24 protein-coding genes and 1 pseudogene are annotated in these 21,175 nt (G+C 62.1%); 13 read left to right on the forward strand and 12 right to left on the reverse strand.

The features are described from left to right. Both C1X29_RS20375 and C1X29_RS20380 read left to right on the forward strand, forming a co-directional pair. On the forward strand, positions 1 to 1,349 hold a 1,349-nt coding region (locus tag C1X29_RS20375), incomplete at its 5' end, for an MATE family efflux transporter (RefSeq protein WP_256584375.1). A gap of 91 nt (positions 1,350 to 1,440) precedes the next feature. Beyond that, positions 1,441 to 1,998, forward strand: coding sequence for a YceI family protein (locus C1X29_RS20380; protein ID WP_102687808.1), 558 nt, complete (start codon positions 1,441 to 1,443; stop codon positions 1,996 to 1,998). Between the two features lie 6 nt (positions 1,999 to 2,004). On the opposite strand, the gene C1X29_RS20385 is transcribed toward C1X29_RS20380, so the two are convergent. After that, positions 2,005 to 2,232, reverse strand: coding sequence for a YXWGXW repeat-containing protein (locus tag C1X29_RS20385; RefSeq protein ID WP_085746019.1), 228 nt, complete (start codon positions 2,230 to 2,232; stop codon positions 2,005 to 2,007). A gap of 183 nt (positions 2,233 to 2,415) precedes the next feature. On the opposite strand from C1X29_RS20385, the gene C1X29_RS20390 reads away from it, so the two are divergent. Then, the gene (locus C1X29_RS20390; RefSeq protein WP_102718224.1) at positions 2,416 to 3,102 is read left to right on the forward strand and encodes a GNAT family N-acetyltransferase; all 687 of its coding nucleotides are present in this window, start codon (positions 2,416 to 2,418) and stop codon (positions 3,100 to 3,102) included. Between the two features lie 71 nt (positions 3,103 to 3,173). Here C1X29_RS20390 and C1X29_RS20395 read toward each other — a convergent pair whose 3' ends face one another. Further along, complete coding sequence (locus C1X29_RS20395; RefSeq protein ID WP_011334899.1) at positions 3,174 to 3,614, reverse strand: hotdog fold domain-containing protein; 441 nt, start codon at positions 3,612 to 3,614, stop codon at positions 3,174 to 3,176. 156 nt (positions 3,615 to 3,770) lie between these two features. Here C1X29_RS20395 and C1X29_RS20400 point away from each other — a divergent pair, with 156 nt between their 5' ends. Further along, a complete protein-coding gene (locus C1X29_RS20400) occupies positions 3,771 to 4,397 on the forward strand; it encodes a TetR/AcrR family transcriptional regulator (protein ID WP_102718225.1) in 627 nt (208 codons plus the stop codon). Between the two features lie 193 nt (positions 4,398 to 4,590). On the opposite strand, the gene C1X29_RS20405 is transcribed toward C1X29_RS20400, so the two are convergent. Continuing rightward, a complete protein-coding gene (locus C1X29_RS20405; RefSeq protein WP_102718226.1) occupies positions 4,591 to 5,223 on the reverse strand; it encodes a TetR/AcrR family transcriptional regulator in 633 nt (210 codons plus the stop codon). A 114-nt stretch (positions 5,224 to 5,337) separates the two neighbouring features. Here C1X29_RS20405 and C1X29_RS20410 point away from each other — a divergent pair, with 114 nt between their 5' ends. Continuing rightward, positions 5,338 to 5,922 (forward strand): NAD(P)H-dependent oxidoreductase, encoded by a 585-nt coding sequence (locus tag C1X29_RS20410; RefSeq protein WP_102718227.1) that lies wholly within the window; start codon positions 5,338 to 5,340, stop codon positions 5,920 to 5,922. A gap of 3 nt (positions 5,923 to 5,925) precedes the next feature. On the opposite strand, the gene C1X29_RS20415 is transcribed toward C1X29_RS20410, so the two are convergent. Both C1X29_RS20415 and C1X29_RS20425 read right to left on the reverse strand, forming a co-directional pair. Beyond that, positions 5,926 to 7,044: a P1 family peptidase gene (locus tag C1X29_RS20415; protein ID WP_102718228.1), complete on the reverse strand. Its 1,119-nt coding sequence runs from the start codon at positions 7,042 to 7,044 to the stop codon at positions 5,926 to 5,928. A gap of 148 nt (positions 7,045 to 7,192) precedes the next feature. Further along, positions 7,193 to 8,296 (reverse strand): polyamine ABC transporter substrate-binding protein, encoded by a 1,104-nt coding sequence (locus C1X29_RS20425; protein WP_102718230.1) that lies wholly within the window; start codon positions 8,294 to 8,296, stop codon positions 7,193 to 7,195. Positions 8,297 to 8,408: 112 nt separating this feature from the next. Between C1X29_RS20425 and C1X29_RS20430 the strand changes: the two genes are divergently transcribed. Then, a complete protein-coding gene (locus C1X29_RS20430) occupies positions 8,409 to 9,182 on the forward strand; it encodes a helix-turn-helix transcriptional regulator (protein WP_102718231.1) in 774 nt (257 codons plus the stop codon). 5 nt (positions 9,183 to 9,187) lie between these two features. On the opposite strand, the gene C1X29_RS20435 is transcribed toward C1X29_RS20430, so the two are convergent. Beyond that, complete coding sequence (locus tag C1X29_RS20435) at positions 9,188 to 10,129, reverse strand: class I SAM-dependent methyltransferase (protein ID WP_102718232.1); 942 nt, start codon at positions 10,127 to 10,129, stop codon at positions 9,188 to 9,190. A 188-nt stretch (positions 10,130 to 10,317) separates the two neighbouring features. On the opposite strand from C1X29_RS20435, the gene C1X29_RS20440 reads away from it, so the two are divergent. Beyond that, positions 10,318 to 10,731 (forward strand): response regulator, encoded by a 414-nt coding sequence (locus C1X29_RS20440; protein ID WP_085746029.1) that lies wholly within the window; start codon positions 10,318 to 10,320, stop codon positions 10,729 to 10,731. A gap of 63 nt (positions 10,732 to 10,794) precedes the next feature. Next, positions 10,795 to 11,463 (forward strand): HAD family hydrolase, encoded by a 669-nt coding sequence (locus tag C1X29_RS20445; protein WP_102718233.1) that lies wholly within the window; start codon positions 10,795 to 10,797, stop codon positions 11,461 to 11,463. Here the strand turns inward: C1X29_RS20445 and C1X29_RS20450 are convergent. Continuing rightward, complete coding sequence (locus C1X29_RS20450; protein WP_085654273.1) at positions 11,457 to 12,116, reverse strand: isoprenylcysteine carboxylmethyltransferase family protein; 660 nt, start codon at positions 12,114 to 12,116, stop codon at positions 11,457 to 11,459. The two genes, C1X29_RS20445 and C1X29_RS20450, sit on opposite strands and share 7 nt — an antisense overlap. 132 nt (positions 12,117 to 12,248) lie before the next feature. On the opposite strand from C1X29_RS20450, the gene C1X29_RS20455 reads away from it, so the two are divergent. Continuing rightward, a complete protein-coding gene (locus tag C1X29_RS20455) occupies positions 12,249 to 13,166 on the forward strand; it encodes a pyridoxal-phosphate dependent enzyme (RefSeq protein ID WP_102718234.1) in 918 nt (305 codons plus the stop codon). Between the two features lie 417 nt (positions 13,167 to 13,583). Here the strand turns inward: C1X29_RS20455 and C1X29_RS20460 are convergent. After that, positions 13,584 to 13,956 (reverse strand): annotated as a pseudogene (locus C1X29_RS20460) (endonuclease domain-containing protein). Positions 13,957 to 14,083: 127 nt separating this feature from the next. Between C1X29_RS20460 and C1X29_RS20465 the strand changes: the two are divergent. Next, positions 14,084 to 14,683, forward strand: a complete 600-nt coding sequence (locus C1X29_RS20465; protein WP_102718235.1) for a DinB family protein — start codon at positions 14,084 to 14,086, stop codon at positions 14,681 to 14,683. Here C1X29_RS20465 and C1X29_RS20470 read toward each other — a convergent pair. Together C1X29_RS20470 and C1X29_RS20475 are read right to left on the reverse strand one after the other, a co-directional pair. Then, complete coding sequence (locus tag C1X29_RS20470; RefSeq protein WP_085602635.1) at positions 14,598 to 15,524, reverse strand: LysR substrate-binding domain-containing protein; 927 nt, start codon at positions 15,522 to 15,524, stop codon at positions 14,598 to 14,600. The two genes, C1X29_RS20465 and C1X29_RS20470, sit on opposite strands and share 86 nt — an antisense overlap. A gap of 63 nt (positions 15,525 to 15,587) precedes the next feature. Continuing rightward, complete coding sequence (locus tag C1X29_RS20475; protein WP_102718236.1) at positions 15,588 to 16,481, reverse strand: LysR substrate-binding domain-containing protein; 894 nt, start codon at positions 16,479 to 16,481, stop codon at positions 15,588 to 15,590. Between the two features lie 112 nt (positions 16,482 to 16,593). Between C1X29_RS20475 and C1X29_RS20480 the strand changes: the two genes are divergently transcribed. The 3 genes from C1X29_RS20480 to C1X29_RS20490 are packed head-to-tail and all read left to right on the forward strand — an operon-like array spanning position 16,594 to position 18,846. Next, positions 16,594 to 17,616, forward strand: coding sequence for an aldo/keto reductase (locus C1X29_RS20480; RefSeq protein ID WP_102718237.1), 1,023 nt, complete (start codon positions 16,594 to 16,596; stop codon positions 17,614 to 17,616). Then, on the forward strand, positions 17,613 to 18,410 hold the full coding sequence (locus C1X29_RS20485; RefSeq protein ID WP_007952959.1) for an SDR family NAD(P)-dependent oxidoreductase: 798 nt from the start codon (positions 17,613 to 17,615) through the stop codon (positions 18,408 to 18,410). Before C1X29_RS20480 ends, C1X29_RS20485 begins: the two co-directional genes overlap by 4 nt. A 25-nt stretch (positions 18,411 to 18,435) precedes the next feature. Further along, entirely contained in the window at positions 18,436 to 18,846 is a 411-nt protein-coding gene (locus C1X29_RS20490) for an SRPBCC family protein (protein WP_102718238.1), read from the forward strand. Positions 18,847 to 18,892: 46 nt separating this feature from the next. On the opposite strand, the gene C1X29_RS20495 is transcribed toward C1X29_RS20490, so the two are convergent. Together C1X29_RS20495 and C1X29_RS20500 are read right to left on the reverse strand one after the other, a co-directional pair. Beyond that, entirely contained in the window at positions 18,893 to 20,287 is a 1,395-nt protein-coding gene (locus tag C1X29_RS20495; RefSeq protein ID WP_102687795.1) for a HAMP domain-containing sensor histidine kinase, read from the reverse strand. Further along, positions 20,265 to 20,948: a response regulator transcription factor gene (locus C1X29_RS20500; protein WP_007952956.1), complete on the reverse strand. Its 684-nt coding sequence runs from the start codon at positions 20,946 to 20,948 to the stop codon at positions 20,265 to 20,267. The genes C1X29_RS20495 and C1X29_RS20500 overlap by 23 nt, the downstream gene beginning before the upstream one ends. Positions 20,949 to 21,175 lie beyond the last annotated feature (227 nt).

Genomic DNA, 21,175 nt, shown 5'->3' on the forward strand with positions numbered 1-21,175 from the left:
CCCCCGCTCAATCCCCCCTCTGGAAAACCTACCTGCTGTTCCTGGCCCCGATGGTGCTGTCGAACTTCCTGCAATCGATGTCGGGCACGGTCAACAGCATCTACATCGGCCAGATGCTCGGCACGCAGGCGCTGGCGGCGGTGTCCGGGATGTTTCCGATCATCTTTTTCTTCATTGCGCTGGTCATCGGTCTGGGCGCCGGGGCAGGGGTGCTGATCGGTCAGGCGTGGGGGGCGCGTGAGTCGCATATGGTCAAGGCGATTGCCGGTGCGACGTTGTTGCTGGGGGTGTTGATCGGGCTGGTGGCGGCGGTGCTAGGCAGTGTGTTTGCGCGTGAGGCATTGCAGGGTTTGGGCACGCCGGCGGATGTGCTGGATGATGCGGTGGCCTATGCCCGGGTGATGATGTGGACCTTGCCGGTTGTGCTGGTGTACGTGTTGTTCACCCAGTTGTTGCGCGGGGTGAGTGACACGCTGTCGCCGATGCTGGCGCTGTTGCTGTCGACCGTGGTCGGGCTCGCGCTGACCCCGGCGTTCATTCGCGGCTGGTTCGGCTTGCCGCAACTGGGGATTCAAAGCGCGGCGTTCGCCGGTCTGGCCGGTACGCTGGCGGCGATGGCGTGGCTGTCATGGAGCCTGATCCGCAAGGGCCATCCGCTGGCGCCGGATCGCGAGTTCTTCGCGGCGCTGCGGCTGGACGGCGCGATTCTCGGCAAGGTGTTGCGCATCGGTCTGCCGACCGGGGTGCAGATGATCGTGCTGTCGCTGTCGGAGCTGGTGATTCTGGCGCTGGTCAACCAGCACGGTTCGCAGGCGACGGCGGCCTATGGCGCGGTGACGCAGATCGTCAACTACGTGCAGTTTCCGGCGCTGTCGATTGCGATCACCGCGTCGATCCTCGGCGCCCAGGCGATCGGTGCCGGGCGGTTGGAGCGAATGGGCCCGATCCTGCGCACCGGGCTTTGGATCAACGTGTGCCTGACGGGTGGTTTGATCCTGGCGGGTTACCTGTTATCGCACTGGTTGCTCGGGCTGTTCCTGACCGAAGACTCGACCCGGGTGATGGCCGAGCATCTGTTGCACATCATGTTGTGGAGCCTGCTGATCTTCGGTTTCCAGGCGATCATCGGCGGCATCATGCGCGCCAGCGGTACGGTGCTGGTGCCGGTGGGCGTGGCAATCATCTGTGTGCTCGGCGTGCAGTTGCCGGCGGCCTACTGGCTGGACGGGCAGTTCGGTTTGCAGGGCGTGTGGATGGCGTTCCCGATTGCGTATCTGGGGATGCTGGTGTTGCAGACGCTGTATTACACGCGGGTATGGAAGCACCAGAAGATCGAGCGGTTGGTGTGACGGACTGATCCGGTTGGGCGTTGGCGGAACTGGCGCAAGTGACGGATGTTTGCTTAAGTCATTCGAGCCCCATCGGGCGCCGGAGCATTGCATGTCGATTCGATTGTTGTTGGCGGCCGCGTCTTTCCTGACCTTCATCCCTGCTGCGAATGCGGTGGAGTACACCCGGGTCAACACCACCGCCAGCCAGATCAGTTTCACCTACAACCAGATGGGCTCGCGGATGTACGGCACCTTCGGCAAGTTCGACGCGATGCTGGATTTCGACAGCGACAACCTGGCCAGCGCCCGCACCACGCTGCACATCGACCTCACCAGCATCGACGCCGGCAGTGAAGATGCCAACACCGAGCTGGTGAAACCGGCATGGTTCGACACCGAAAAATTCCCGGTGGCGGTGTTTGAATCGACCCGCTTCAGTCCGGCCGGCGACAACCGTTATCTGGTCGACGGCCACCTCACCCTCAAAGGCATCACCCGTGAGGTGCAGGTGCCGGTGCAACTCAAACCCGACAGCAGCATCGGCATTTTCGACGGCGAACTGGTACTCAAGCGCGACGAGTTCGGCCTTGGCGCGGGGGAGTGGGCGGACACCGTGGTGTCCAAGGACATCGACATCAAGTTCAAGGTCGTTGCCCCCGCGCAGTGAAGGGCCTCAATACGCCCGCCAATGTCCCGGCATCCAGCGCCATTGGTTGCCGGCCCAGCGGTAATGCCCGGCGACCCAGTGATAACCCGGCGCAGGCATGACCGGAACCACTTCGACGATCGGTGGTGGCCGATGCGGGCGAACCGGTTCGACGACACAGCCCGACAGGGTGATCGCCACCAGCGCGGCAGCGAGCAAGCATTTCATTGTTTTCGCGCAACGCAGAACGTTCATGGCAGCTCCTCAAGGCGTGCGTCGGAAAATGAACGCAGCTGAAAAATTGGACGCCAAATCGGCGAAAGATCCGTTCTCGGGCAGATGAAATTTTTGTCAGGCTTGCACAGGGTATGATGTCGCGGTTCGCCGGTCGCTCAACCTACCCGGCAACTTGTGTTTTACCGCCGGAGTTCCCCCGCCATGCCCCGCATCACCCACTACAAATCCCCATGCCCCGAAGGCGTCAACAGTCAGATCCTGCAGATGGTGGTCGACAACCTGACCGACATCAGTGCCATCGGTCTCGGCCCGAGCAACCTGTTGTACAACGTCTATCAGTACGCGGTCGGCTACGAGGTGCATCTGTATCTGGAGGCGTTGAACGGCGAGAAGGGCACCGAGGTGGAACTGCTGGTGGCCACCGATGACGATGACCCCGAGCAGGTGATCGGCTTCCTGTTGTACCTGCCGGTGCAGGGTGATTGGGAGGCGTGCAACGTGGCCTATCTGGCAGTGCGCGAGGGGCATTGGCGTCAGGGCGTGGCCCGTTCGCTGATCGCGGACATGGTGGCGCGTTACCCCCATGCCGAGCTCACCTGCAGCATCGGCAAGGTGCCGTATTTCGAGGCGCTGGGCTTTGAAGTGCTGGGCCAACTGGAGACGCAGGTGCTGATGAGCACCCGGCACTACCGCAGCAACGGGCTGCGCGGTTTTATCGACACGACGCCGATCTACCGTTCGCTGGAAGTGCAGCAGATCCACACCTACTTGCTGCAAAAGCACGGCAAGCGGGCAATGCTCGATGCCGAGAAACAGCGCGACCGGCATCTGGATCAGGTCACTCGCCGCACTGAAGAATTTGTTCGTCAGCGTCTGACCGTTCACTGATCCCTTCCCTTTGAAACGACGAAAGCCCTTGTTGCGATCAGCGCAGCAAGGGCTTTTTTGTGCCGGTGATTTCAGGACAGTTTCACGTTCATGGTGATCCGCGCCGTGAACACTTTCTTGCCTTCGGCGTCGTGGACATCCACCGGCACGATCTTGTCGCCTTCGGTCTGCCAGTCCAGTCCTTCGCCGTTGGCCACGGCGGTCACGTCGGTCTTGGCCTTGGCCAGGTATTCGACGGTCATGCCTTTTGGAATCCAGCGCGCGCCGGCGGGAATCGACACGTCGGTCATCATCCCGGCCGCCAGTTCGGCAGCGTTGCACAGGGCGATTGCGTGCACGGTACCGAGGTGGTTGGTGATCTCGCGGCGAAACGGCACTTGCACCTGCGCCGAACCTGCCCGCAACTCGGTCACCAGCGGATTGATGGTGCTGAAGTACGGCGCGACCTGGCAGGCCATTTGGCTGAACGCCTGGGAACCGACGCTGTTGAACATGCTGAGAAACTGACTCATGGATGAAGCCTCGCAGTAAATGGATTTACAGAATCATGTTCCGTTACAGAATATTGTTCTGTAACGGAACGGTATTCTGTCCGCGGGAAATCTGTCAACCTGTGCGCGTTTCGATCATCGGCACGGATGTGCCCTTTACCCGGATTTTCAAGGCTCATGGACACCGCAGATCTACTCGAACGCAGCTACCCCGGCCGCCGCGCCGAACTCAAGCGCGACATCTTTCGCAAGGCCCTGCGCCTCTTCAACGATCAGGGCATCGAGGCCACTACCATCGAAATGATCCGTGCCGAGTGCGACACCAGTGTCGGGGCGATCTACCACCATTTCGGCAACAAGGAAGGGCTGGTGGCCGCGCTGTTCTTCACCGCGCTGGAGGATCAGGCGCGCCTGCGCGACGCCTATCTGGCTGACGCGACGACCACCGAAGAGGGGGTTCAGGCGCTGGTCTACAGCTACGTGGATTGGGTCGAGAATCAGCCGGAATGGGCGCGGTTCCAGTATCACGCGCGTTATGCCGTGACCCGGGGCCCGCACAAGGATGAACTGGCCGAGCGCAACAAGACCCGCAACCTTGGCCTGCGTAACTGGCTGGCCGAGTCGGGGAGTGCGGCTGAACTCAATGAATGCCCCGCCGAACTGCTGCCGTCACTGATCGTCGGGCAGGCCGACAGCTATTGCCGCGCGTGGTTGTCCGGGCGAGTGCAGGGCAGTCCGAAGGCTTATCGCGAATTGCTGGCCCAGGCCACGTGGCGCTCGATCCGTCGCGAACCCGAACGCTGATTTTCAGAGACAAAAAAAGAGCCTCAAGACTCTTTGATGGGGAGGAAGTAGAGCCCGCGAGGCTCAAGATGCGCATGAAGCCAGGTGCGGGCTTGATTGGGGTTCAGAGCACCCGCACCTACGCAACGGCTTGGCGGACCAAGCGACTGCGTAGTTCCATCGTAGGAAGGTGGGCTGATGCGCTCAAGTACCGTCAGTCACCTGCCTGGGTAGCGCGTGCGGCGGCTCTTTCGACCATCGCAATGATGGTTGCCAACAGCTCGTCACGGGCCTGTTCTGCGCTGATTTCGTCGGTGGCCGCCGCTTGTGACAGGGCTTCAGCGGCGCCGAGCATGGCGCGCAATCCTGCCTGTCCGATCTCTGCGCCGTCAGCGAATGGCGACAGCACATTGCGGCATTTCTCCAGAAAGATCGCCTCGTATTCGCGCTTGATCTTCTCCAGTTCCGGCGTGCTTGCCAAGGCGGCAATCACCCCCGGAATCTCGTTGCCCTGGGTCAGCACGCAATCGACATACGCCGTCGCAATCACCGTTGCAGTGCCGCTCAAGGTTGCTTCGGCATTGGCCAGCGCCGCGTCCATCAGCGCCGTCTGGCGTCGGTCGAAATCCTGATACAGCGCTGCGAGCAGACCGGCGCGGGTGGTGAAATGGTCGTAGACCACCGGTTTGGTCACGCCGGCCTTTTCCGCGAGATAACCGAGGGTCAGGGCATCGGTGCCTTCTTCGCGAATCAGTTGCCAGGCCATGTCGAGCAACTGGCGCTGGCGGTCTTCCCGTGACAGGCGTCGACGGGGTTGTGCGGGTTCTGGGATTTCAGTGGTTGACATCGCTTATATACCAAACGTAACTTACTGAAGGTAACTTACTAGTAGTAGCTTACCAATCGTAGCTTTTCGCAAGGGTAAGCCCTTGGTCAGCAATCACCAACCGGAGATTTCCCGATGCACGCACTGATTGTTGTCGATCACGATGATCCACGCTCACTGACTCACGCGTTGGCGCAGCAGATTGCCAAAGGCCTGTCGGAAAGCGATCCCTCCAACACCTTCGAAATCGCCGACCTGCACGCCGAGGAATTCGATCCGCGCTTCGGCGTGGCCGACTGGGCGGTGCATCACCGCGAATCCGCGCCACCGCAAGACGTACTGGCCGAGCAGGCACGCATCGACCGCGCCGATGCGCTGGTGCTGGTTTATCCGGTGTTCTGGTGGTCGATGCCGGCGCTGCTCAAGGGCTGGATCGACCGGGTGTTCAGCAATGGCTGGGCGTACGATTTCGACGGCGACAAGACGCTGAAAAAACTCGGACGATTGCGCGTACACCTGGTCGGACTCGGCGGAGCGGATGTGCGCACTTACGAGCGCCACGGCTACGGCGCGGCGATGAAGACGCAGATCGATCACGGCATTTTCGACTACTGCGGGGCGAGAGTGGCGGGCTCGGCGTTGTTGCTGGAGTCCGAGTCGAGCGATCCGGCGATGCAGTTGCAGGCGGCGCGCGAACTCGGACTTGGGTTGTTCCGCTGAGTGTCAGCGAGCGCCCGGCCATCCGGCTTTATCCAGGGCCGCGAGCAGGGTGGCGGCATCCAGCCCCGGCACCGAATGCCCGTTGCCTTCGGTGCTGTCGCTGGCAAGCAAGGCGTTGATGATCGCTTCTTCCACAGCCTCGGTCGCTGCCAGAAACAGCTCGCTGATGTGATCGTTGTTGACCATCCGCAAGCCATCGCAGGTCGATGCGCCTTTACCTTCGTAGGCGGCGGGCGGGATATGACCGTTGCCGGTGGCGAAGGCGATGAAGATGTCGCCGCTATGATCCTCATTGCCACCGCCAGTACGCGCCAGACCGAGGCTCGCCCGTTGCGCCAGTCGCGTGCATTGATGCGGCAACAGCGGTGCATCGGTGGCGAGGGCCACTACGATCGAGCCCATGCCCGGATGCGGCAACGAAGCCCGCAAGAACGGCGAATCCACCTGTTCCATATATCGCCCGACCGGGTAGCCGTCGACTCGCAATTCGCTGCGAATTCCGTGGTTGGCCTGGACGATTGCGCCTACTGTCCAGCCACCCTGAGCCTTGCTCAAGCGGCGCGACGCGGTGCCGATCCCGCCCTTGAATTCATGGCAGATCATGCCGCTGCCACCGCCCACCGCGCCTTCCTGCACCGGGCCGTCAACGGCATTGTTCATCGCTTCGGCCACATGCTTGGGCTTCACATGAAAGCCGTTGATGTCGTTGAGCAACCCATCGAAGGTTTCCAGCACCACCGGCATGTTCCAGTAGAGACGACCGTCATCCGGTTGCTGCGCGCGATCCAGTTCGATCAAGGCATCGCGCACCACGCCGAGGCTGTGGGTGTTGGTGAAGGCGATCGGACTGGTCAGCAGGCCGGCTTCGCGAATCCATTCCAGCCCGGTGGCATCGCCGTTGCCATTGAGCACATGGACCCCCGCGAAACACGGCTGGGCATTGGTCGAACCGGCGCGTGGTTCGATCAGGGTAACGCCACTGCAAATGTCACGACCGCTGGCGCTGCGGCCGCGCACGTTGCTGTGGCCGACCCGTACGCCGGGTACGTCGGTGATGGCGTTGAGCGGGCCGGGTTGCATTTGACCGATGCGGATATGGAGATCGCGGGCACGTGGTTTCATGGTGTTCTTCTCTCTTTCGGGCAGAAAAATGTACTGACAGATTGCAATCTTTGTGGGAACGAGCCTGCTCGCGATGAGGCCGGCACATTCAACATTTGAGGTGCCTGATACTTCGCAATCGCGAGCAGGCTCGCTCCCACACGTTTTGTTATTGGCCGTTCTTGACCTTGCTCCACACCCGCGTACGCACCCGTTCGGTGGCTTTGGGCAAGGGTTCGAGGGTGTACAAGGTGGCCATCGCCGTGGCTGACGGGTACACCGCCGGGTTGTCGCGGGTAGCCTGGGCAACCAGCGCCGTGGCGGTGCGATTGCCGTTGGGGTAGGACAGGTGATCGCTGACCGGCGCAATCACATCGGGCCGCAGCAGGTAGTCGATGAACGCCAGGCCTTGGGCCGGATGCGGTGCGTCCTTGAGCAAGACCAGCGTGTCGAACCACACCGGCGCACCTTCCTTCGGCAGGCTGTACTGAATCTTCACGCCGTTGCCGGCCTGCTCGGCGGTGGTCCTGGCTTCGAGCATCGCGCCGGACCAGCCGACCGCCACGCAGATGTTGCCGTTGGACAGATCACTGATGAATTTCGAGGAGTTGAAGTAGGCAATGTGCGGGCGCAGTTTCAGCAGCAGCGCTTCGGCTTTCTGATAGTCCTCGGCGTTGGTGCTGTTCGGCGGCAGGCCGAGATAATGCAGCGCGACCGGGAGCATTTCCGACGGCGAATCGAGCATCGCCACACCGCATTCGCCGAGCTTGGCCAGGTTCTCTTCCTTGAACACCAGGTCCCACGAATCCACCGGGGCCTTGTCGCCCAGCACGGCGCGCACCTTGTCGACGTTGTAGCCGATGCCGTTGGTGCCCCACAGATAAGGTACGGCGTACTGGTTGCCGGGGTCGTTATTGGCCAGTTTGCTCAGCAGATCGTTGTCGAGGTTCTTCCATCCCGGCAGTTGTTCGCGGGGCAGCGGGGCGAGGGCGCCGGCCTTGATCAGGGTCGGCAGGCTGAAATTGCTCGCCACTACCACGTCGTAGCCGCTGCGGCTGGTCATCAGTTTGCCTTCCAGGACTTCGGCGCTGTCGAAGGTGTCGTAGACCGGTTCGATACCGCTGTCACGCTTGAAATCATGCAGGGTGTTCGGGCCGATGTAGTCGTACCAGTTGTAGACATGCACGCTCGGCGCATCGGCCGCCTGCGCACTCAGCGCTGCGGACAAAACGCCCATCAGACCCAGGTTGATATACCCACGATGACCACGCATGATGCGGCACTCCTGGCCTGTTGGCAGGCCGGTGATGAACAGGAGTGGTCAGCCTATCGGGCGGGCTGCGCCGCACCCATTCCCATCATGGGTTACACAAAAGGGGTAGAGCGTGGACGCGTTGCTGCAGGAATTGCCGGTGCATCAGAGCCTGTCGCGGGTGTTCGCCACGGTCGGTCAGGACGGTTTCTGGCGGGCGCTGGTCGATACGCTGCGGCTGCTGGTGCCGCTGGACAATGCGCTGGTGGCGGTGATGCAGACGGGGCGCCCGCCGCAATTGCTGATCGACTTCGACAGCCAGGGTCGCGCCGACGAGCAGGAAGAACTGGCCGGTTACTGTGCCGGCATGTACTTGCTGGATCCGTTCTACCAGGCCGCCGTCGCCGGGATCGCAGACGGTTTGCACAGCCTCGCGTCAGTGGCGCCGGATCAGTTTCTGCACAGCGAGTACTACCTGAGCTATTTCCGCTCGGTGGTCGGCGCAGATGAGCTGCAATTTCTGGTCAACCTCGACGACGGCGTACTCGGCTTGTCGATGGGCCGCTCGACGGCGTTCAGTTTGCAGGAGCAGGGGCGCCTGCTCTGCGTGCAGGACTGGGTGCTGTCAGCGATGCGTCGGCATGTGCAGTTGATGCCGCCGCAAGGTGCGGCGGTCGAGGCGCCGGTCGGCGATATTGCGGCGCTGCTCGACCGCTTCGACGCCCGTCTGACCGCGCGCGAGATCGATACGGCGCGTCTGATTCTCCAGGGCTTTTCCAGCAAGGCCATCGCCCAGCACATGAACATTTCGCCGGAGACCGTGAAGGTGCACCGGCGCAATCTCTATCACAAGCTCAACGTCACCGGGCATGGCGAGTTGTTTGCGCTGGTGTTGCGGCCGCGCTGAGCGGGTTAGCCGATCTGCTTGAACAGCAGCGCCTTCAGACCGCTTTCCGGGTCGATATCCGGAAACTCCGGCGGATTTTCCAGCCGTTGTTCGAAGCGCAGGCTCGGCGCTTCCTGGGTCACGCCATCGATCAGGAAGTCCGAACCGAACGAAGGGTCGTTCATGCAGGCCAGCACCGTGCCCTGCGCCGTCAGCAATTCCGGCAGACGACGCAGCACGCGCTGGTAATCCTTGGTCAGCAGAAAACTGCCTTTCTGGAACGACGGCGGGTCGATGATCACCAGATCATAAGGGCCGCTGTTGATTACCTTGCCCCAAGATTTGAACAGGTCGTGGCCGAGGAAACTCACCTTGCTCAGGTCATGCCCGTTCAGCCGGTGATTGTCGCGGCCCCGGCTCAGCGCGGCGCGGGACATGTCGAGGTTGACCACATGGCTGGCGCCGCCCTCGATGGCCGCCACCGAAAAGCCGCAGGTGTAGGCGAACAGGTTCAGTACCCGTTTGCCCGCCGCCTGTTCGCGCACCCAGTTGCGCCCGTAACGCATGTCGAGGAACAGCCCGGTGTTTTGTTTGCGGCCCAGATCCACCCGATATTTGAGTTCGCCCTCGACGATGGTCATTTCGTCGATTTCTTCACCGAGCAGCCATTCGGCGGTGCTTTGCGGCAGGTAACGGTGCTGGATCAGCAAAGTGTGGGCGCCGGACTGCTGCCATGGTGCCGAACCGGTGATTTCCAGCAACAGGCGCTTGAGGTCTTCCAGCTGCGAAGCCTCGGGCTCCTTGAACAACGACACCAGAACCACGCCTTGCAGCCAGTCCACGGTGACTTGCTCCAGCCCCGGCCAGCAACGCCCACGCCCATGGAACAGGCGCCGGGTTTCGGCCGGAGCCGAAGTCAGCGCGGTGAGCAGGTGAGCATGGAGAACGGCGAGGGCTTGAGGGTTCATCAATCGGGATCGGCCAGCAAAAGGGCGAGCATTTTAACCGCAATTTCGTACCGGCGACTGCCCATCAACCGAGTGTTATCGAAAAGACCTGTATCAAAAATGAATTTCTGTAGAAGGTGCTGCTCATACCTGATAAGCAGCGGATTCAAGCCGCTAAATCGTTCATGCAATTCAGGGAGTGCCAGTTCATGTGTCCAATTTCCACGTCGAGCGCGCACCTTCCTGGCGGATTGATTCTGGTAGTCGAGGACGATCCGTTGATTCTGGAGTTTCTGTGCGAAATTCTTCAGGAGGAAGGTTTCAAGGTCGAACCGCAGACCAGTGCCGATGCGGCCTCGCAATACCTGGAAGAGCACGCGCCCGAAGTCGCGCTGCTGCTCACCGACATCACCATGCCCGGCACCCTCAACGGGGCGGACCTGGCCAATCTGGTCGGCGAGCGCTGGCCGGACAAACCGGTGATGGTCATGTCCGGTTATGAAACGCCGGAAACCTCGGGCGTGAAGCATCCGGTGGCGTTCATCAAGAAGCCCTGGGCCATCGGCCAGTTGCTCGACTGTGTTGACGGTGCGTTCAAATCCAAGGCGCCGCGTCTGCACTGAAGCGTCCCGCAAGTGCTACATTGCCGGGCAACGTTGCCCGGCCCCTTGCGAGGAAGTGATCTTTTGTCTGCTCACGATGCTGTTTTCAACCGCGCGTTCGGCGCGTTCCTGTTCGACATGGACGGCACCGTCCTCAACTCCATCGCCGCCGCCGAGCGGATCTGGTCCGCCTGGGCCGTGCGTCACGGGGTGAACGTCGAAACGTTCCTGCCGACCATCCACGGCGTGCGCGCCATCGACACCATCACGCGTTTGAACCTGCCAGGCGTGGACGCCGAGGCGCAAGCGGCGTTCATCACCGAGGCGGAAATCGAAGACGTCGAAGGCATCGTCGAGATCCCCGGCGCGGCAGCGTTTCTCAAATCGTTACCGGCGGATCGCTGGGCCATGGTGACCTCGGCGCCACGGGATCTGGCGTTGCGACGGATGGCGGCGGCGGGGATTCCTGAGCCGGCGGTGATGATCACCGCCGAGGACGTGAGCGCCGGCAAACCGGATCCGGCCGGTTATCGGCTGGCAGCCAAACGTCTGGGCCTGGAACCGGCGGACTGCCTGATTTTCGAAGACGCCACCGTCGGTATTCAGGCCGCTGAGGCCGCCGGTGCGCCGTTGATGATCATCACCACGACTCACCAGCATCCTCTGGAAACCGTACACGCGACCATCGCCAGTTACCGCGACATTGCGCTGAGCATCGACAGCGACGGCCAGTTGCGCCTGCAACGTCAATAAACTCCGGGCACCAAGCGCCAGCTGCGGGCGCAATAGGCGTCGTATTCGGCACCGAACTGCGTGCGCAGCAGGGCCTCTTCGGAGTGGATGCGGGCGATCAGCGGGATCAGCGTCAGCGCCGCGAGCAACAGGCCGACCACCGAGCGAAACGCCAGCGCCCAACCGATCGCATTGATCACCAGCCCCAGATAACTGGGGTTGCGCAGATGCCGGTAGATGCCTTCGGTGACCAACCGGTGCCCCGGCTGAATCGCCACCAGCCCGCTGAACCGATGGCCGAGCACAAACACCGGCCACAAGCGCAATCCACCCCCAACGATAAACAGCAACGCGCCCAGCCAACGGGTACCTTCGCGGCCGATGGTCCAGAAACCGATGCGGTCGCAGTAAGCCGGCAGAAAGGCACTGACCAGTCCGATCACGGCAAACGCCGGAATCACCCAGCGATTGGCCCGGTCCTCGCGTTCGCCGGTACTCAGGTTCACTTCCGTAAAGAGCGAAGCCACCACCATGGCCAGCGTGGCCAGTGCCACCACGACCAAAGCGCCGTGAGAAAAGAACACCGCCACGCCACCGATGCCCCACATCGCCAGGCCCAGATAGGCGAGGGTGGCGAGCACTGCGACCACGGTCATTTGCGCAGACATTTTCATAGGCACCTCACGGCTGTTCCGTTCAGTGTAGATCCCGGCACGATCCCCGGCGTTTAGCTGGTGGCAGGGGCGTGGACTAAACTTCAGGCAGAGACGTTCCGATCATCCGAGCGGCCGCTTCGGGAGTCCGCCATGCTGCACATCCGCACGCCGCTGATCCTCCATCCGACCCTGTCGACCGCTTCCCGGCGCATCTGGCTGAAGCTGGAAAACCTGCAACCGTGCGGCTCGTTCAAGCTGCGTGGCATGGGCTTGTTGTGCAGTCAGGCAGCGGCGCAGGGCAAGCGCAAGGTCGTGTGTCCGTCCGGCGGCAATGCCGGACTGGCCACGGCGGTGGCCGCCGTCAGCCTGGGCCTGCAAGCCTGCATCGTGGTGCCGCACACAACGCCCGAAGCGACCCGCGCGCGTATTCGCCGCACCGGCGCGGAGGTTATCGTCCACGGCAAAGTCTGGGACGAAGCCAACCAGCGGGCGCGGGAACTGGCCAGTGCGGCAGACACCGAATACGTGCCGGCCTTCGACCACCCGGTACTGTGGGAAGGGCACAGCACGATGGTCGACGAAATCCTCGACGACTGCCCGCAGGTCGATACTGTGGTCACGTCGGTCGGCGGCGGTGGTTTGCTGGCGGGAATTCTCACCGGGCTGCTGCGCCACGACCGCCGCGACTGCCGCATCGTCACCTGCGAAACCACAGGCGCCGCTTCGTTTGCCGCCGCCGTCCAGGCTGGCCATCCGGTGCGCCTGAGCCGTATCGACAGCGTCGCCACCTCCCTCGGAGCTGCTCAGGTGGCGGCTTGGCCGGTAGAGCATATCGGCGAGTTCGATCATGAATGTCTGGTGCTGTCGGATGACGACGCGATCATGGGGGTGGTGCGTTATGCCAGTGATCTGCGGCAGTTGGTGGAGCCGGCGTGCGGGGTTTCGCTGGCGGTGGCGTACCTCGACCATCCGGCGTTGGCGGGAGCGCATGATGTGGTGGTCATAGTTTGTGGCGGGGTGAGTATCAGTGCGCAGCTGGTGGCGGGGTGGGCGCGGTTGGGATCTTGAATGCTCATGGATTCCGTGTCGACCGCTGGCCCTCACCCCAGCCCTCTCCCGGAGGGAGAGGGAGCCGACCGAGGTGTCTTGAGAGGTACATCGACCTGATGCACCGAGTCGATTATGGATTCCAAGCATTGGCCTGAGACACAGATTCGATTATGGGTTCCGGGACTGTCGTGCATTCTGCGTCGACCGTTGGCCCTCACCCCAGCCCTCTCCCCGGGGGAGAGGGAGCCGACCGAGGTGTCTTAAGAGGTACATCGACCTGAAAAACCGAGTCCATTATGGATTCCAAGCATCGACCTGAAAAACCGAGTCGATTATGGATTCACCGCAGATTTTTCAGGTCGATGTATTCCGACAATATCCCCCGATCGGTTCCCTCTCCCTCTGGGAGAGGGCTAGGGTGAGGGGGCTTCTGGATCAGAGCCGCAATCGACGCTCCTGCGCAACCCGCACAATCTGCTCCAGCACATCCCCCATCTGCCGAATCACCTCCAGATTGCTGAACCGCACCACCTCAATCCCCAGCCGCTAAAGATAAACCGTCCGCCGACGGTCATGAGTTAATCCCGCCTCCTCAAAAATGCTGCCCCCCATCCAGCTCCACCGCCAGCTTCAATTCCACACAATAGAAATCCAGCACAAACGGCGGAACCGGCGCCTGCCGGCGAAATTTCAGCCCCGCCACCTGCCGCGCCCGCAGCTTCTGCCAGAGCAGTTGTTCGCAGTCGGTCTGGGATGTGCGCAAGTGGCGGGCGAACTGGCGTTGGGCGAAAGTAGGGCGATTTTGCATGCTTCACGTCCTTGTGAAGGGGATGGAGATTTCACTGTAGACCCGACCAATAGTCAGCACCACCGCCATTCCCGCGAGAGAGGTCTATCCTAGGCGGAGCCCTTTTTCGTGCCTACGGTGACCCGCGATGATCAATCTGGCCACGGCCCATCTGCTCACGGACTACAAGACCTGGGCCAATCAGCGTCTGTTCGACAGCCTGCAAGCGCTGCCGGCGGGGGAGACGACGAGGGAGCGCAAGACGGTTTTCAAGAACATGATCGGTACGCTGAACCACATCTACGTGGTCGACCGGATCTGGCAAGCGCACCTCGAAGGGCGCGAGCACGGTTTCACGACGTCCCATGATCTGGTGCACGCCGATCTCGGCGAGTTGCGTCAGGCCCAGCAGGAAGTCGACGGCTGGTATCGCACCTGGAGCGCGCAGCAGACCGAAGCCTCGCTGAACCGCCCGATCGATTTCAAATTTGTGTCCGGCGATGGCGGCACCATGAATGCCGGGGCGATCCTGATGCACGTGATCAACCATAACAACTACCACCGTGGCTGGGTGGTGCAGATGTATTTCGACATCCCGCAGATGCCGCCGATGACCGACCTGCCGGTGTACCTGCACGAGGTCGATCCGGGGTTCAAGCCGATCAGTGCGCCTGCGGTGGAAGAGGCGCCGACATGTGATGGGCAATCAGCGAGCGCAACCAGCGTTCCGCCGGATCGTTGTCGTTGACCCCGTTCCAGACCATCGACAGCTCCGAAGGCACGATGTCGAACGGCGGGTCGTCGGCGCGCAACACGCTGCTGCCTTCGACCAATGCGCAGGCGGCGAAGTCCGGCACGGTGGCGAGCATGTCGGTGCCCGCCAGAATCGCCCGCAGCGGAGCGAATTGCGGCACCGCCAGCACCACGCGCCGGGCGCGGTTGATTCGCGCCAGATCGTTGTCGATGGCCCCACCCAGATCCCCGGAAAACGACACCAGCGCATGGGGCCGTTCACAATATTCGTCGAGGGTCAGTGCGCCGGGACGATCATCGCCGCGCAGGATCTTGCAGCGCAGGTCCCGCAGTTTTTTGCGTTTGGCATTGGCCGGCAATTCGGTGGTGTAACTGACGCCGACGGAAATCTCCCCGGACGCCAGCATCGACGACATCAGCAGGAAATTCACCCGGCGGATCACCACCACCACGTCCGGCGCTTCTTCGCGCAATTGCTTGAGCAACGGCGGCAGCAGGCCGAACTCGGCGTCGTCCGACAGACCGATGCGAAACACGTCGCGGCTGCTCAGCGGGTCGAAATCCTTGGCCCGGCTGACCGCGCCGGAGATGGTGTCCATCGCCGGCTGCAATTCCTTGAGGATCGCCAGCGCCCGCTGGGTCGGTTCCAGCACGCGGCCGTTGCGCACCAGTAACGGGTCGTCGAACAGGTCGCGCAGTTTGGCCAGTGAAGCACTGACGGCGGGCTGGCCGAGGAACAGCTTTTCCCCGGCGCGGGTCAGGTTCTTTTCGAACATCAGGGTTTCGAAAATCACCAACAGGTTCATGTCCACGCGACGCAGGTCATTGCGGTTCATGCCGGAAGACTCGCTGGTTTTTTGAGTCTTTTCAGTAAAGCAGCAAAGTCTTGGGCTGTCGGGTCACTGGGCGGGATCGACGCCGGTCAGAACCTTGCGAAACGTTTCCACCAGCGGCCGCAGGTTGATCCGGTGCCACGCCGCCCACAACGGCGTGGTGAACGCCAGCCACGGCACTTCCCGCAGCACCACGCCCGGCGGTGCGTTGTGGCTCAGACCTTTCTGGATCATCGCGATCCCCAGCCCCGAAGCGACCAGCCCCAACGCGGTAAACGGCTCGGTGGCCTGCATCCGTACATCCGGGGTGAAGCCCGCGCGAATGCAGGCGCTGACGAACTCATCGTCAGCGCCTCGGCGAGGCTGCACGCCGATCCATTCCTGATCGGCCAGATCCGCCGGGGTCAGCGAGGGCAGTTGGTTGAGAGGGTGATGTTCGGGCAGCGCCAGCAGCATCGGGTCGTCCAGTACCTGAAAGCCCAGCAGGTCCGGGTCGTCGATCGTCGGCGGTTCACTGACCAGCGCGATATCGAGGCTACGCTGACGCAGGCCTTCCAGTTGTTCGGCGGAACTCAGGTTGTACAGCGCGACATGCACGTTGGGCCGGTCGACCCGCAGCACACGCAAGGCATTGGGCAAGACCCCGGCGTGCATCGCGTTTTCGATGTAGCCGATGCACAGGCCGCCTTCTTCGCCACGGCCCAGGCGTTTGCCGAGAGATTCCAGGCGGTTGGCGTGGGTCAGCAGGGCGCGGGTTTCGGCGAGAAAGGTCTGGCCGTCGCGGGTCAGGCGGATGCGCTGCTGGCTGCGTTCGAACAGGGTCAGGCCCAGGCGCTCTTCCAGCTGGGCGATCTGTCGGCTCAGGGGCGACTGGGAAATGTGCAGGCGCTCGGCGGCGCGGCCGACGTGTTCTTCCTCGGCGACGGCGACGAAGTAGCGCAATTGGCGGATGTCGATCATGTCAGACCTTCAGGGACTCAAGTGCTGCTGATTATGTCTTGGACGGTCTGAGTGGCGCAATCTAGGATCTGCTCAACGGTCAACACCGACCACGAACTACGAGGACAGCATCATGAGCTTGAAAGACAAACTCCCCGGCCAACTCGGCTTCGGCACCGCGCCGCTGGGCAACATGTTCCGCGCCATTCCTGAGGAAGAAGCCCAGGCCACCGTGCACGCGGCGTGGGATGCCGGCGTGCGTTACTTCGACACCGCGCCGTTCTACGGCTCGGGCCTGTCGGAAATCCGCCTCGGCGAAGCACTGTCCCGCTACAAACGCGACGAATATGTGCTCAGCACCAAGGTCGGCCGGGTGATTCTCGATGAAGTCGAAGACGCCGCCGTCCGGGATCTGGGCGAGAAAAGCGGGGTGTTCGAGCACGGTCGCCCGAACAAGATCGTCAACGACTACAGCGCCGACGCCACCTTGCGTTCGATCGAAGACAGCCTCAAGCGTCTGAAAACCGATCGCCTCGACATCGTCTGGGTCCACGATATCGCTCAGGATTTCTACGGCGACCAATGGCTCGAGTATTTCAATCAGGCACGCACCGGCGCCTTCAAAGTCCTGACCCGCCTGCGTGAAGAAGGCGTGATCAAGGGCTGGGGCCTGGGCGTGAACAAGGTTGAACCGTGCGAGTTGACGCTGGACCTGACCGAGGCGCAGCCTGACGGCTTCCTGTTGGCCGGCCGCTACACCTTGCTCGACCACGACCGCGCTCTGCAGCGCTTGATGGATTCGGCCCGGGCGCAGAACTTTGAAATCGTGGTCGGCGGCCCATACAGCTCGGGGATTCTGGCCGGTGGCGCGCACTTCGAATACCAGAAAGCCAGTCCTGAAATCGTTGCCAGAGTCGAGCAGATCAAACGCATCGCTGCCGCCTACGGCGTCGATGTCAAAGCGGCTGCACTACAATTCTCGCTGGCCAATCCGGCCGTGGCGGCAGTGATTCCCGGCGCGAGCAAACCGGGGCGCATCGCTGAAGATGTGGCGGCGCTGTCGGCGGTCATTCCGGCCGGTTTCTGGCAGGCCATGCGTGAAGCGAAACTGGTGTCCGAACGTGCACCATTACCCATCGACGAGGTGAAAGCATGAAGATCGATCTGAGCGGAAAACTGGCGATTGTCAGCGGCAGCACGGCGGGCATCGGTTTGGGCATCAGCCAGTCGCTGGCCGAGGCGGGCGCCACGGTGGTGGTGATCGGTCGCGACGCGGCCAAGGTCGAGCAGGCGCTGGCAAGCATTCGAGACAAGGTGCCGGGCGCGCAACTGCGGGGTCTGACGGCGGATCTGGGCACGGCCGAAGGCGCGCAGAAACTGTTCGCCGCTGAGCCGAAAGCCGACATCCTGGTGAACAACCTCGGCATCTACAACGCCGTGGATTTCTTCGATGCGCCGGACGATGAGTGGACGCGCTTCTATGAAATCAATGTGATCTCCGGCGTGCGCCTGTCGCGGCATTACGTGCCGGCGATGGTCGAGCAGGGCTGGGGCCGGGTGATCTTCCTGTCTTCGGAATCCGGCGTGGCCACCCCGGCCGACATGATCAACTACGGCGTGACCAAAAGCGCCAACCTCGCGGTGTCCCATGGCCTTGCCAAACGCCTGGCGGGCACCGGGGTTACGGTCAACGCGATCCTCCCGGGGCCGACCTTCACCGACGGTGTCGAAGAAATGCTCAAGGATGCCGCCGCCGAGTCTGGCCGCAGCCTGCGTGACGAAGCCGACGCCTTTGTGCGCCGGGCCCGTCCGAGCTCGATCATCCAGCGCGTGGCGGATGTCGAAGAGGTCGCGCACCTGGTTACCTACATCGCTTCACCGCTGTCTTCGGCCACCACCGGCGCCGCTTTGCGGGTCGATGGCGGCGTGGTCGACAGCCTGACTATCTGAATTAATCGAGAGAGACTTCTTATTTATGGCAACAGCATCAGCAACGATCGACATCCCGGCTTCGGCCGATCAGGTCTGGCAATTGATTGGCGGCTTCAACACCTTGCCGGACTGGCTGCCGTTCATTCCCAACAGCGAACTGAGCGAAGGCGGGCGTGTGCGCACTTTGCAAACCGCTGACGGCGCAGTGGTGGTCGAGCGCCTGGAGACGTTCGATAACGCGGGCAAAACCTACAGCTATTCGATTCTGCAGGCACCGTTTCCGGCCACCGATTATCTGGCGACGATTCGTGTTGAGGCCCAAGGGCAGGGCGCGAAGGTGACGTGGTCGGGACGCTTCACGGCCAAGGGCGTGAGCGATGAGGAAGTGGTGGCGCTGTTTAGCGGCATCTATCAGGGCGGGCTTGAGGCACTGCGCGCCAACTACCCCGCCTGAGTTTGTTCACTGATCGTTCCCACGCAGAGCGTGGGAACGATCTATCTCAAGACTGTGAAATCAGGCTCTGCCGACAATCCAGCACCAGCTTCGCCCCACCCAGATCGCTGCGTCCCACCTCAAGGCTGAACCCATGCAGGTTGACGATCGCCGCGACGATCGACAGTCCCAGGCCAAAGCCATTCTGCAATTGCCCGCCCTCGGCGCGGTAGAACCGCTGGAACACCGCCTCCCGTTCCGACTCGGGAATGCCGGGCCCGGAGTCATGCACTTCGATCCGCGTATGCCCCGCATCATTGACCCCGCGCAACACCACCGTGCCACCGGCCGGGGTGAACTTGATCGAGTTGCTCAACAGGTTCGCCAGCGCTTCAAACAGCAACGCCCGATCGCCGTTCAGCATCGGCAGAGTTTCCGGCATGTTCAGCTCGAAGTGCAGCTCGTCGTCTTCGGCCAGCGGCAGATAGAACTCGTGCAGTTCCTGCAGCAACAACACCGGATCAAGCTCGACAAAACCCGAGCGCCGCTGACGATCCTCCAGTTCGGAAATCCTCAATAAACCGCGAAACCGCGCCATCAGCGTATCGGCCTCGGCCAGCACCAGATCCAGTTGCGCCGCTTCCGGCGAGCCTTCGCCGGCCTGCTGCTGCATGCGATACAACTGCGCGCGCAAGCGGGTCAGCGGGGTGCGCAGGTCATGGGCGATGTTGTCGCACACGCCTTTGACTTCGTTCATCAAGCGCTCGATGCGATCGAGCATGGCATTGACGATGGCGGCGAGCATGTCCAGCTCATCTCGGCGATTGGACAGTGGCAAACGGTGGGTCAGATCGCCGGCGACAATCGACTGGGCGCTGGCCTGGATCGCCCGGATCCGTCGCAGTGGCCGACGACGCAGCAAATGCCAGCCGATGATCCCCGGCACAATCGTCAGCGACACGCCCCAGAGCAGCGCATGCAGAATGATCTTCGTCACCGCGAACAGTGAGCCGTTGTCGCGCAACAGCACCAGCCAGCGGCCGTCGCGGGTCGGGGTGGCTACCGCGTCGCAGCTGTCGGCGGGCAGGGTCGGGTCGTCGGAGTCGGCGCATTCGCTGAGCATGTGGATCTTGCCGTCCAGCGGCAGGCCCTCGGGGATCCTCTGCAACGCGCCACCCAGGTAACGGTGCTGAGCGTCGAACAGACCGTAGGCGTCGATGCCACGAATGTCGAAGGTCATGCTGGCGGCGAGCGCGTCTTCCAGCTGATCGCCGCGAAAGTGCGAAAACAGATGCTGACGTTGCATCAGCGAATGTTTGGCCAGATTGTCGAGATAACCGGACACCTCGAAGTACATGACCCCCATGAGGATCGCGCTCCAGGCCACGAACAACGAACTGTACAGCGCCAGCAAGCGGCTGCTGGAGGAGCGCCAACCGTCAGACGGGTTCGGCAATGACATAACCCGAGCCTCGCACCGTGCGGATCAGCGGGACGTTGCCCGGCGGGTCGATCTTCTTGCGCAGGCGGCCGATGTGCACGTCGATCAGGTTGGTGCCGGGGTCGAAGTGATAGCCCCAGACCTCTTCGAAAATCATCATCCGCGACAGGATCTGGCCGCTGTTGCGCATCAGGAATTCCAGCAATTTGTACTCGGTCGGCAGCAGCGTCAGCACCTGTTCGGCGCGGCGGGCTTCGTGGCTGATCAGATCGAGTTGCAGATCCGCCACCTGCAACGTGGTCGGCTGGGCGCCATTGCTGTTCTGGCGACGCAGCAATACTTCGACCCGGGCGGCCATTTCATCGGTGGCGAACGGTTTGGTCAGGTAGTCATCGCCGCCGGCGCGCAAGCCGCGCACGCGCTCGTCGACATCGGAGAGGGCGCTGATCATCAGGATCGGCGTGGCCACGCCCATGGTGCGCAGGGTGGTGACGATGGCCAGGCCATCAAGCTCTGGCAGCATGCGGTCGAGGGTGATCAGGTCGTAGTTGCCGCTGACGGCGCGGTCCAGGCCTTCACGGCCGTTGTCGACCCAGTCCACGTCGAGGCCGTGGCTGCTCAGTTCGGCGACAATTTCCCGGGCGGTCACGGCGTCGTCTTCGATGGTGAGGATGCGAGTCATGGTGGGCCTGCTGGTCTGTTCAAACGCAATGGCAGCATTTTGCCAAGATTTTGCGCCGGCGCTTTAAATTAACTTTCATGTTTTAGCGGATACAAACGCCACGGCCGGGCTTTTGTGCCAATGCATAAAACCCGCTGTTATCGACCCGTTGTTGCAATTTGCATGGTCTTAGGAAGTTCAGACTTTTTAAGCTATTGAATTCAAACGATTTATTTAATGTGGGCGAC

The sequence above is a fragment of the Pseudomonas sp. GW456-12-10-14-LB2 genome, from assembly GCF_002884345.1.
GTDB lineage: Bacteria > Pseudomonadota > Gammaproteobacteria > Pseudomonadales > Pseudomonadaceae > Aquipseudomonas > Aquipseudomonas paraglycinae.

Coding starts and splice junctions, on each gene's coding strand:
- C1X29_RS20380 (WP_102687808.1), top strand. CDS start 1,441: ATGTCGATTCGATTGTTGTTGGCGGCCGCGTCTTTCCTGACCTTCATC.
- C1X29_RS20385 (WP_085746019.1), bottom strand. CDS start 2,232: ATGAACGTTCTGCGTTGCGCGAAAACAATGAAATGCTTGCTCGCTGCC.
- C1X29_RS20390 (WP_102718224.1), top strand. CDS start 2,416: ATGCCCCGCATCACCCACTACAAATCCCCATGCCCCGAAGGCGTCAAC.
- C1X29_RS20395 (WP_011334899.1), bottom strand. CDS start 3,614: ATGAGTCAGTTTCTCAGCATGTTCAACAGCGTCGGTTCCCAGGCGTTC.
- C1X29_RS20400 (WP_102718225.1), top strand. CDS start 3,771: ATGGACACCGCAGATCTACTCGAACGCAGCTACCCCGGCCGCCGCGCC.
- C1X29_RS20405 (WP_102718226.1), bottom strand. CDS start 5,223: ATGTCAACCACTGAAATCCCAGAACCCGCACAACCCCGTCGACGCCTG.
- C1X29_RS20410 (WP_102718227.1), top strand. CDS start 5,338: ATGCACGCACTGATTGTTGTCGATCACGATGATCCACGCTCACTGACT.
- C1X29_RS20415 (WP_102718228.1), bottom strand. CDS start 7,044: ATGAAACCACGTGCCCGCGATCTCCATATCCGCATCGGTCAAATGCAA.
- C1X29_RS20425 (WP_102718230.1), bottom strand. CDS start 8,296: ATGCGTGGTCATCGTGGGTATATCAACCTGGGTCTGATGGGCGTTTTG.
- C1X29_RS20435 (WP_102718232.1), bottom strand. CDS start 10,129: ATGAACCCTCAAGCCCTCGCCGTTCTCCATGCTCACCTGCTCACCGCG.
- C1X29_RS20440 (WP_085746029.1), top strand. CDS start 10,318: ATGTGTCCAATTTCCACGTCGAGCGCGCACCTTCCTGGCGGATTGATT.
- C1X29_RS20450 (WP_085654273.1), bottom strand. CDS start 12,116: ATGAAAATGTCTGCGCAAATGACCGTGGTCGCAGTGCTCGCCACCCTC.
- C1X29_RS20455 (WP_102718234.1), top strand. CDS start 12,249: ATGCTGCACATCCGCACGCCGCTGATCCTCCATCCGACCCTGTCGACC.
- C1X29_RS20465 (WP_102718235.1), top strand. CDS start 14,084: ATGATCAATCTGGCCACGGCCCATCTGCTCACGGACTACAAGACCTGG.
- C1X29_RS20470 (WP_085602635.1), bottom strand. CDS start 15,524: ATGAACCGCAATGACCTGCGTCGCGTGGACATGAACCTGTTGGTGATT.
- C1X29_RS20475 (WP_102718236.1), bottom strand. CDS start 16,481: ATGATCGACATCCGCCAATTGCGCTACTTCGTCGCCGTCGCCGAGGAA.
- C1X29_RS20480 (WP_102718237.1), top strand. CDS start 16,594: ATGAGCTTGAAAGACAAACTCCCCGGCCAACTCGGCTTCGGCACCGCG.
- C1X29_RS20485 (WP_007952959.1), top strand. CDS start 17,613: ATGAAGATCGATCTGAGCGGAAAACTGGCGATTGTCAGCGGCAGCACG.
- C1X29_RS20490 (WP_102718238.1), top strand. CDS start 18,436: ATGGCAACAGCATCAGCAACGATCGACATCCCGGCTTCGGCCGATCAG.
- C1X29_RS20495 (WP_102687795.1), bottom strand. CDS start 20,287: ATGTCATTGCCGAACCCGTCTGACGGTTGGCGCTCCTCCAGCAGCCGC.
- C1X29_RS20500 (WP_007952956.1), bottom strand. CDS start 20,948: ATGACTCGCATCCTCACCATCGAAGACGACGCCGTGACCGCCCGGGAA.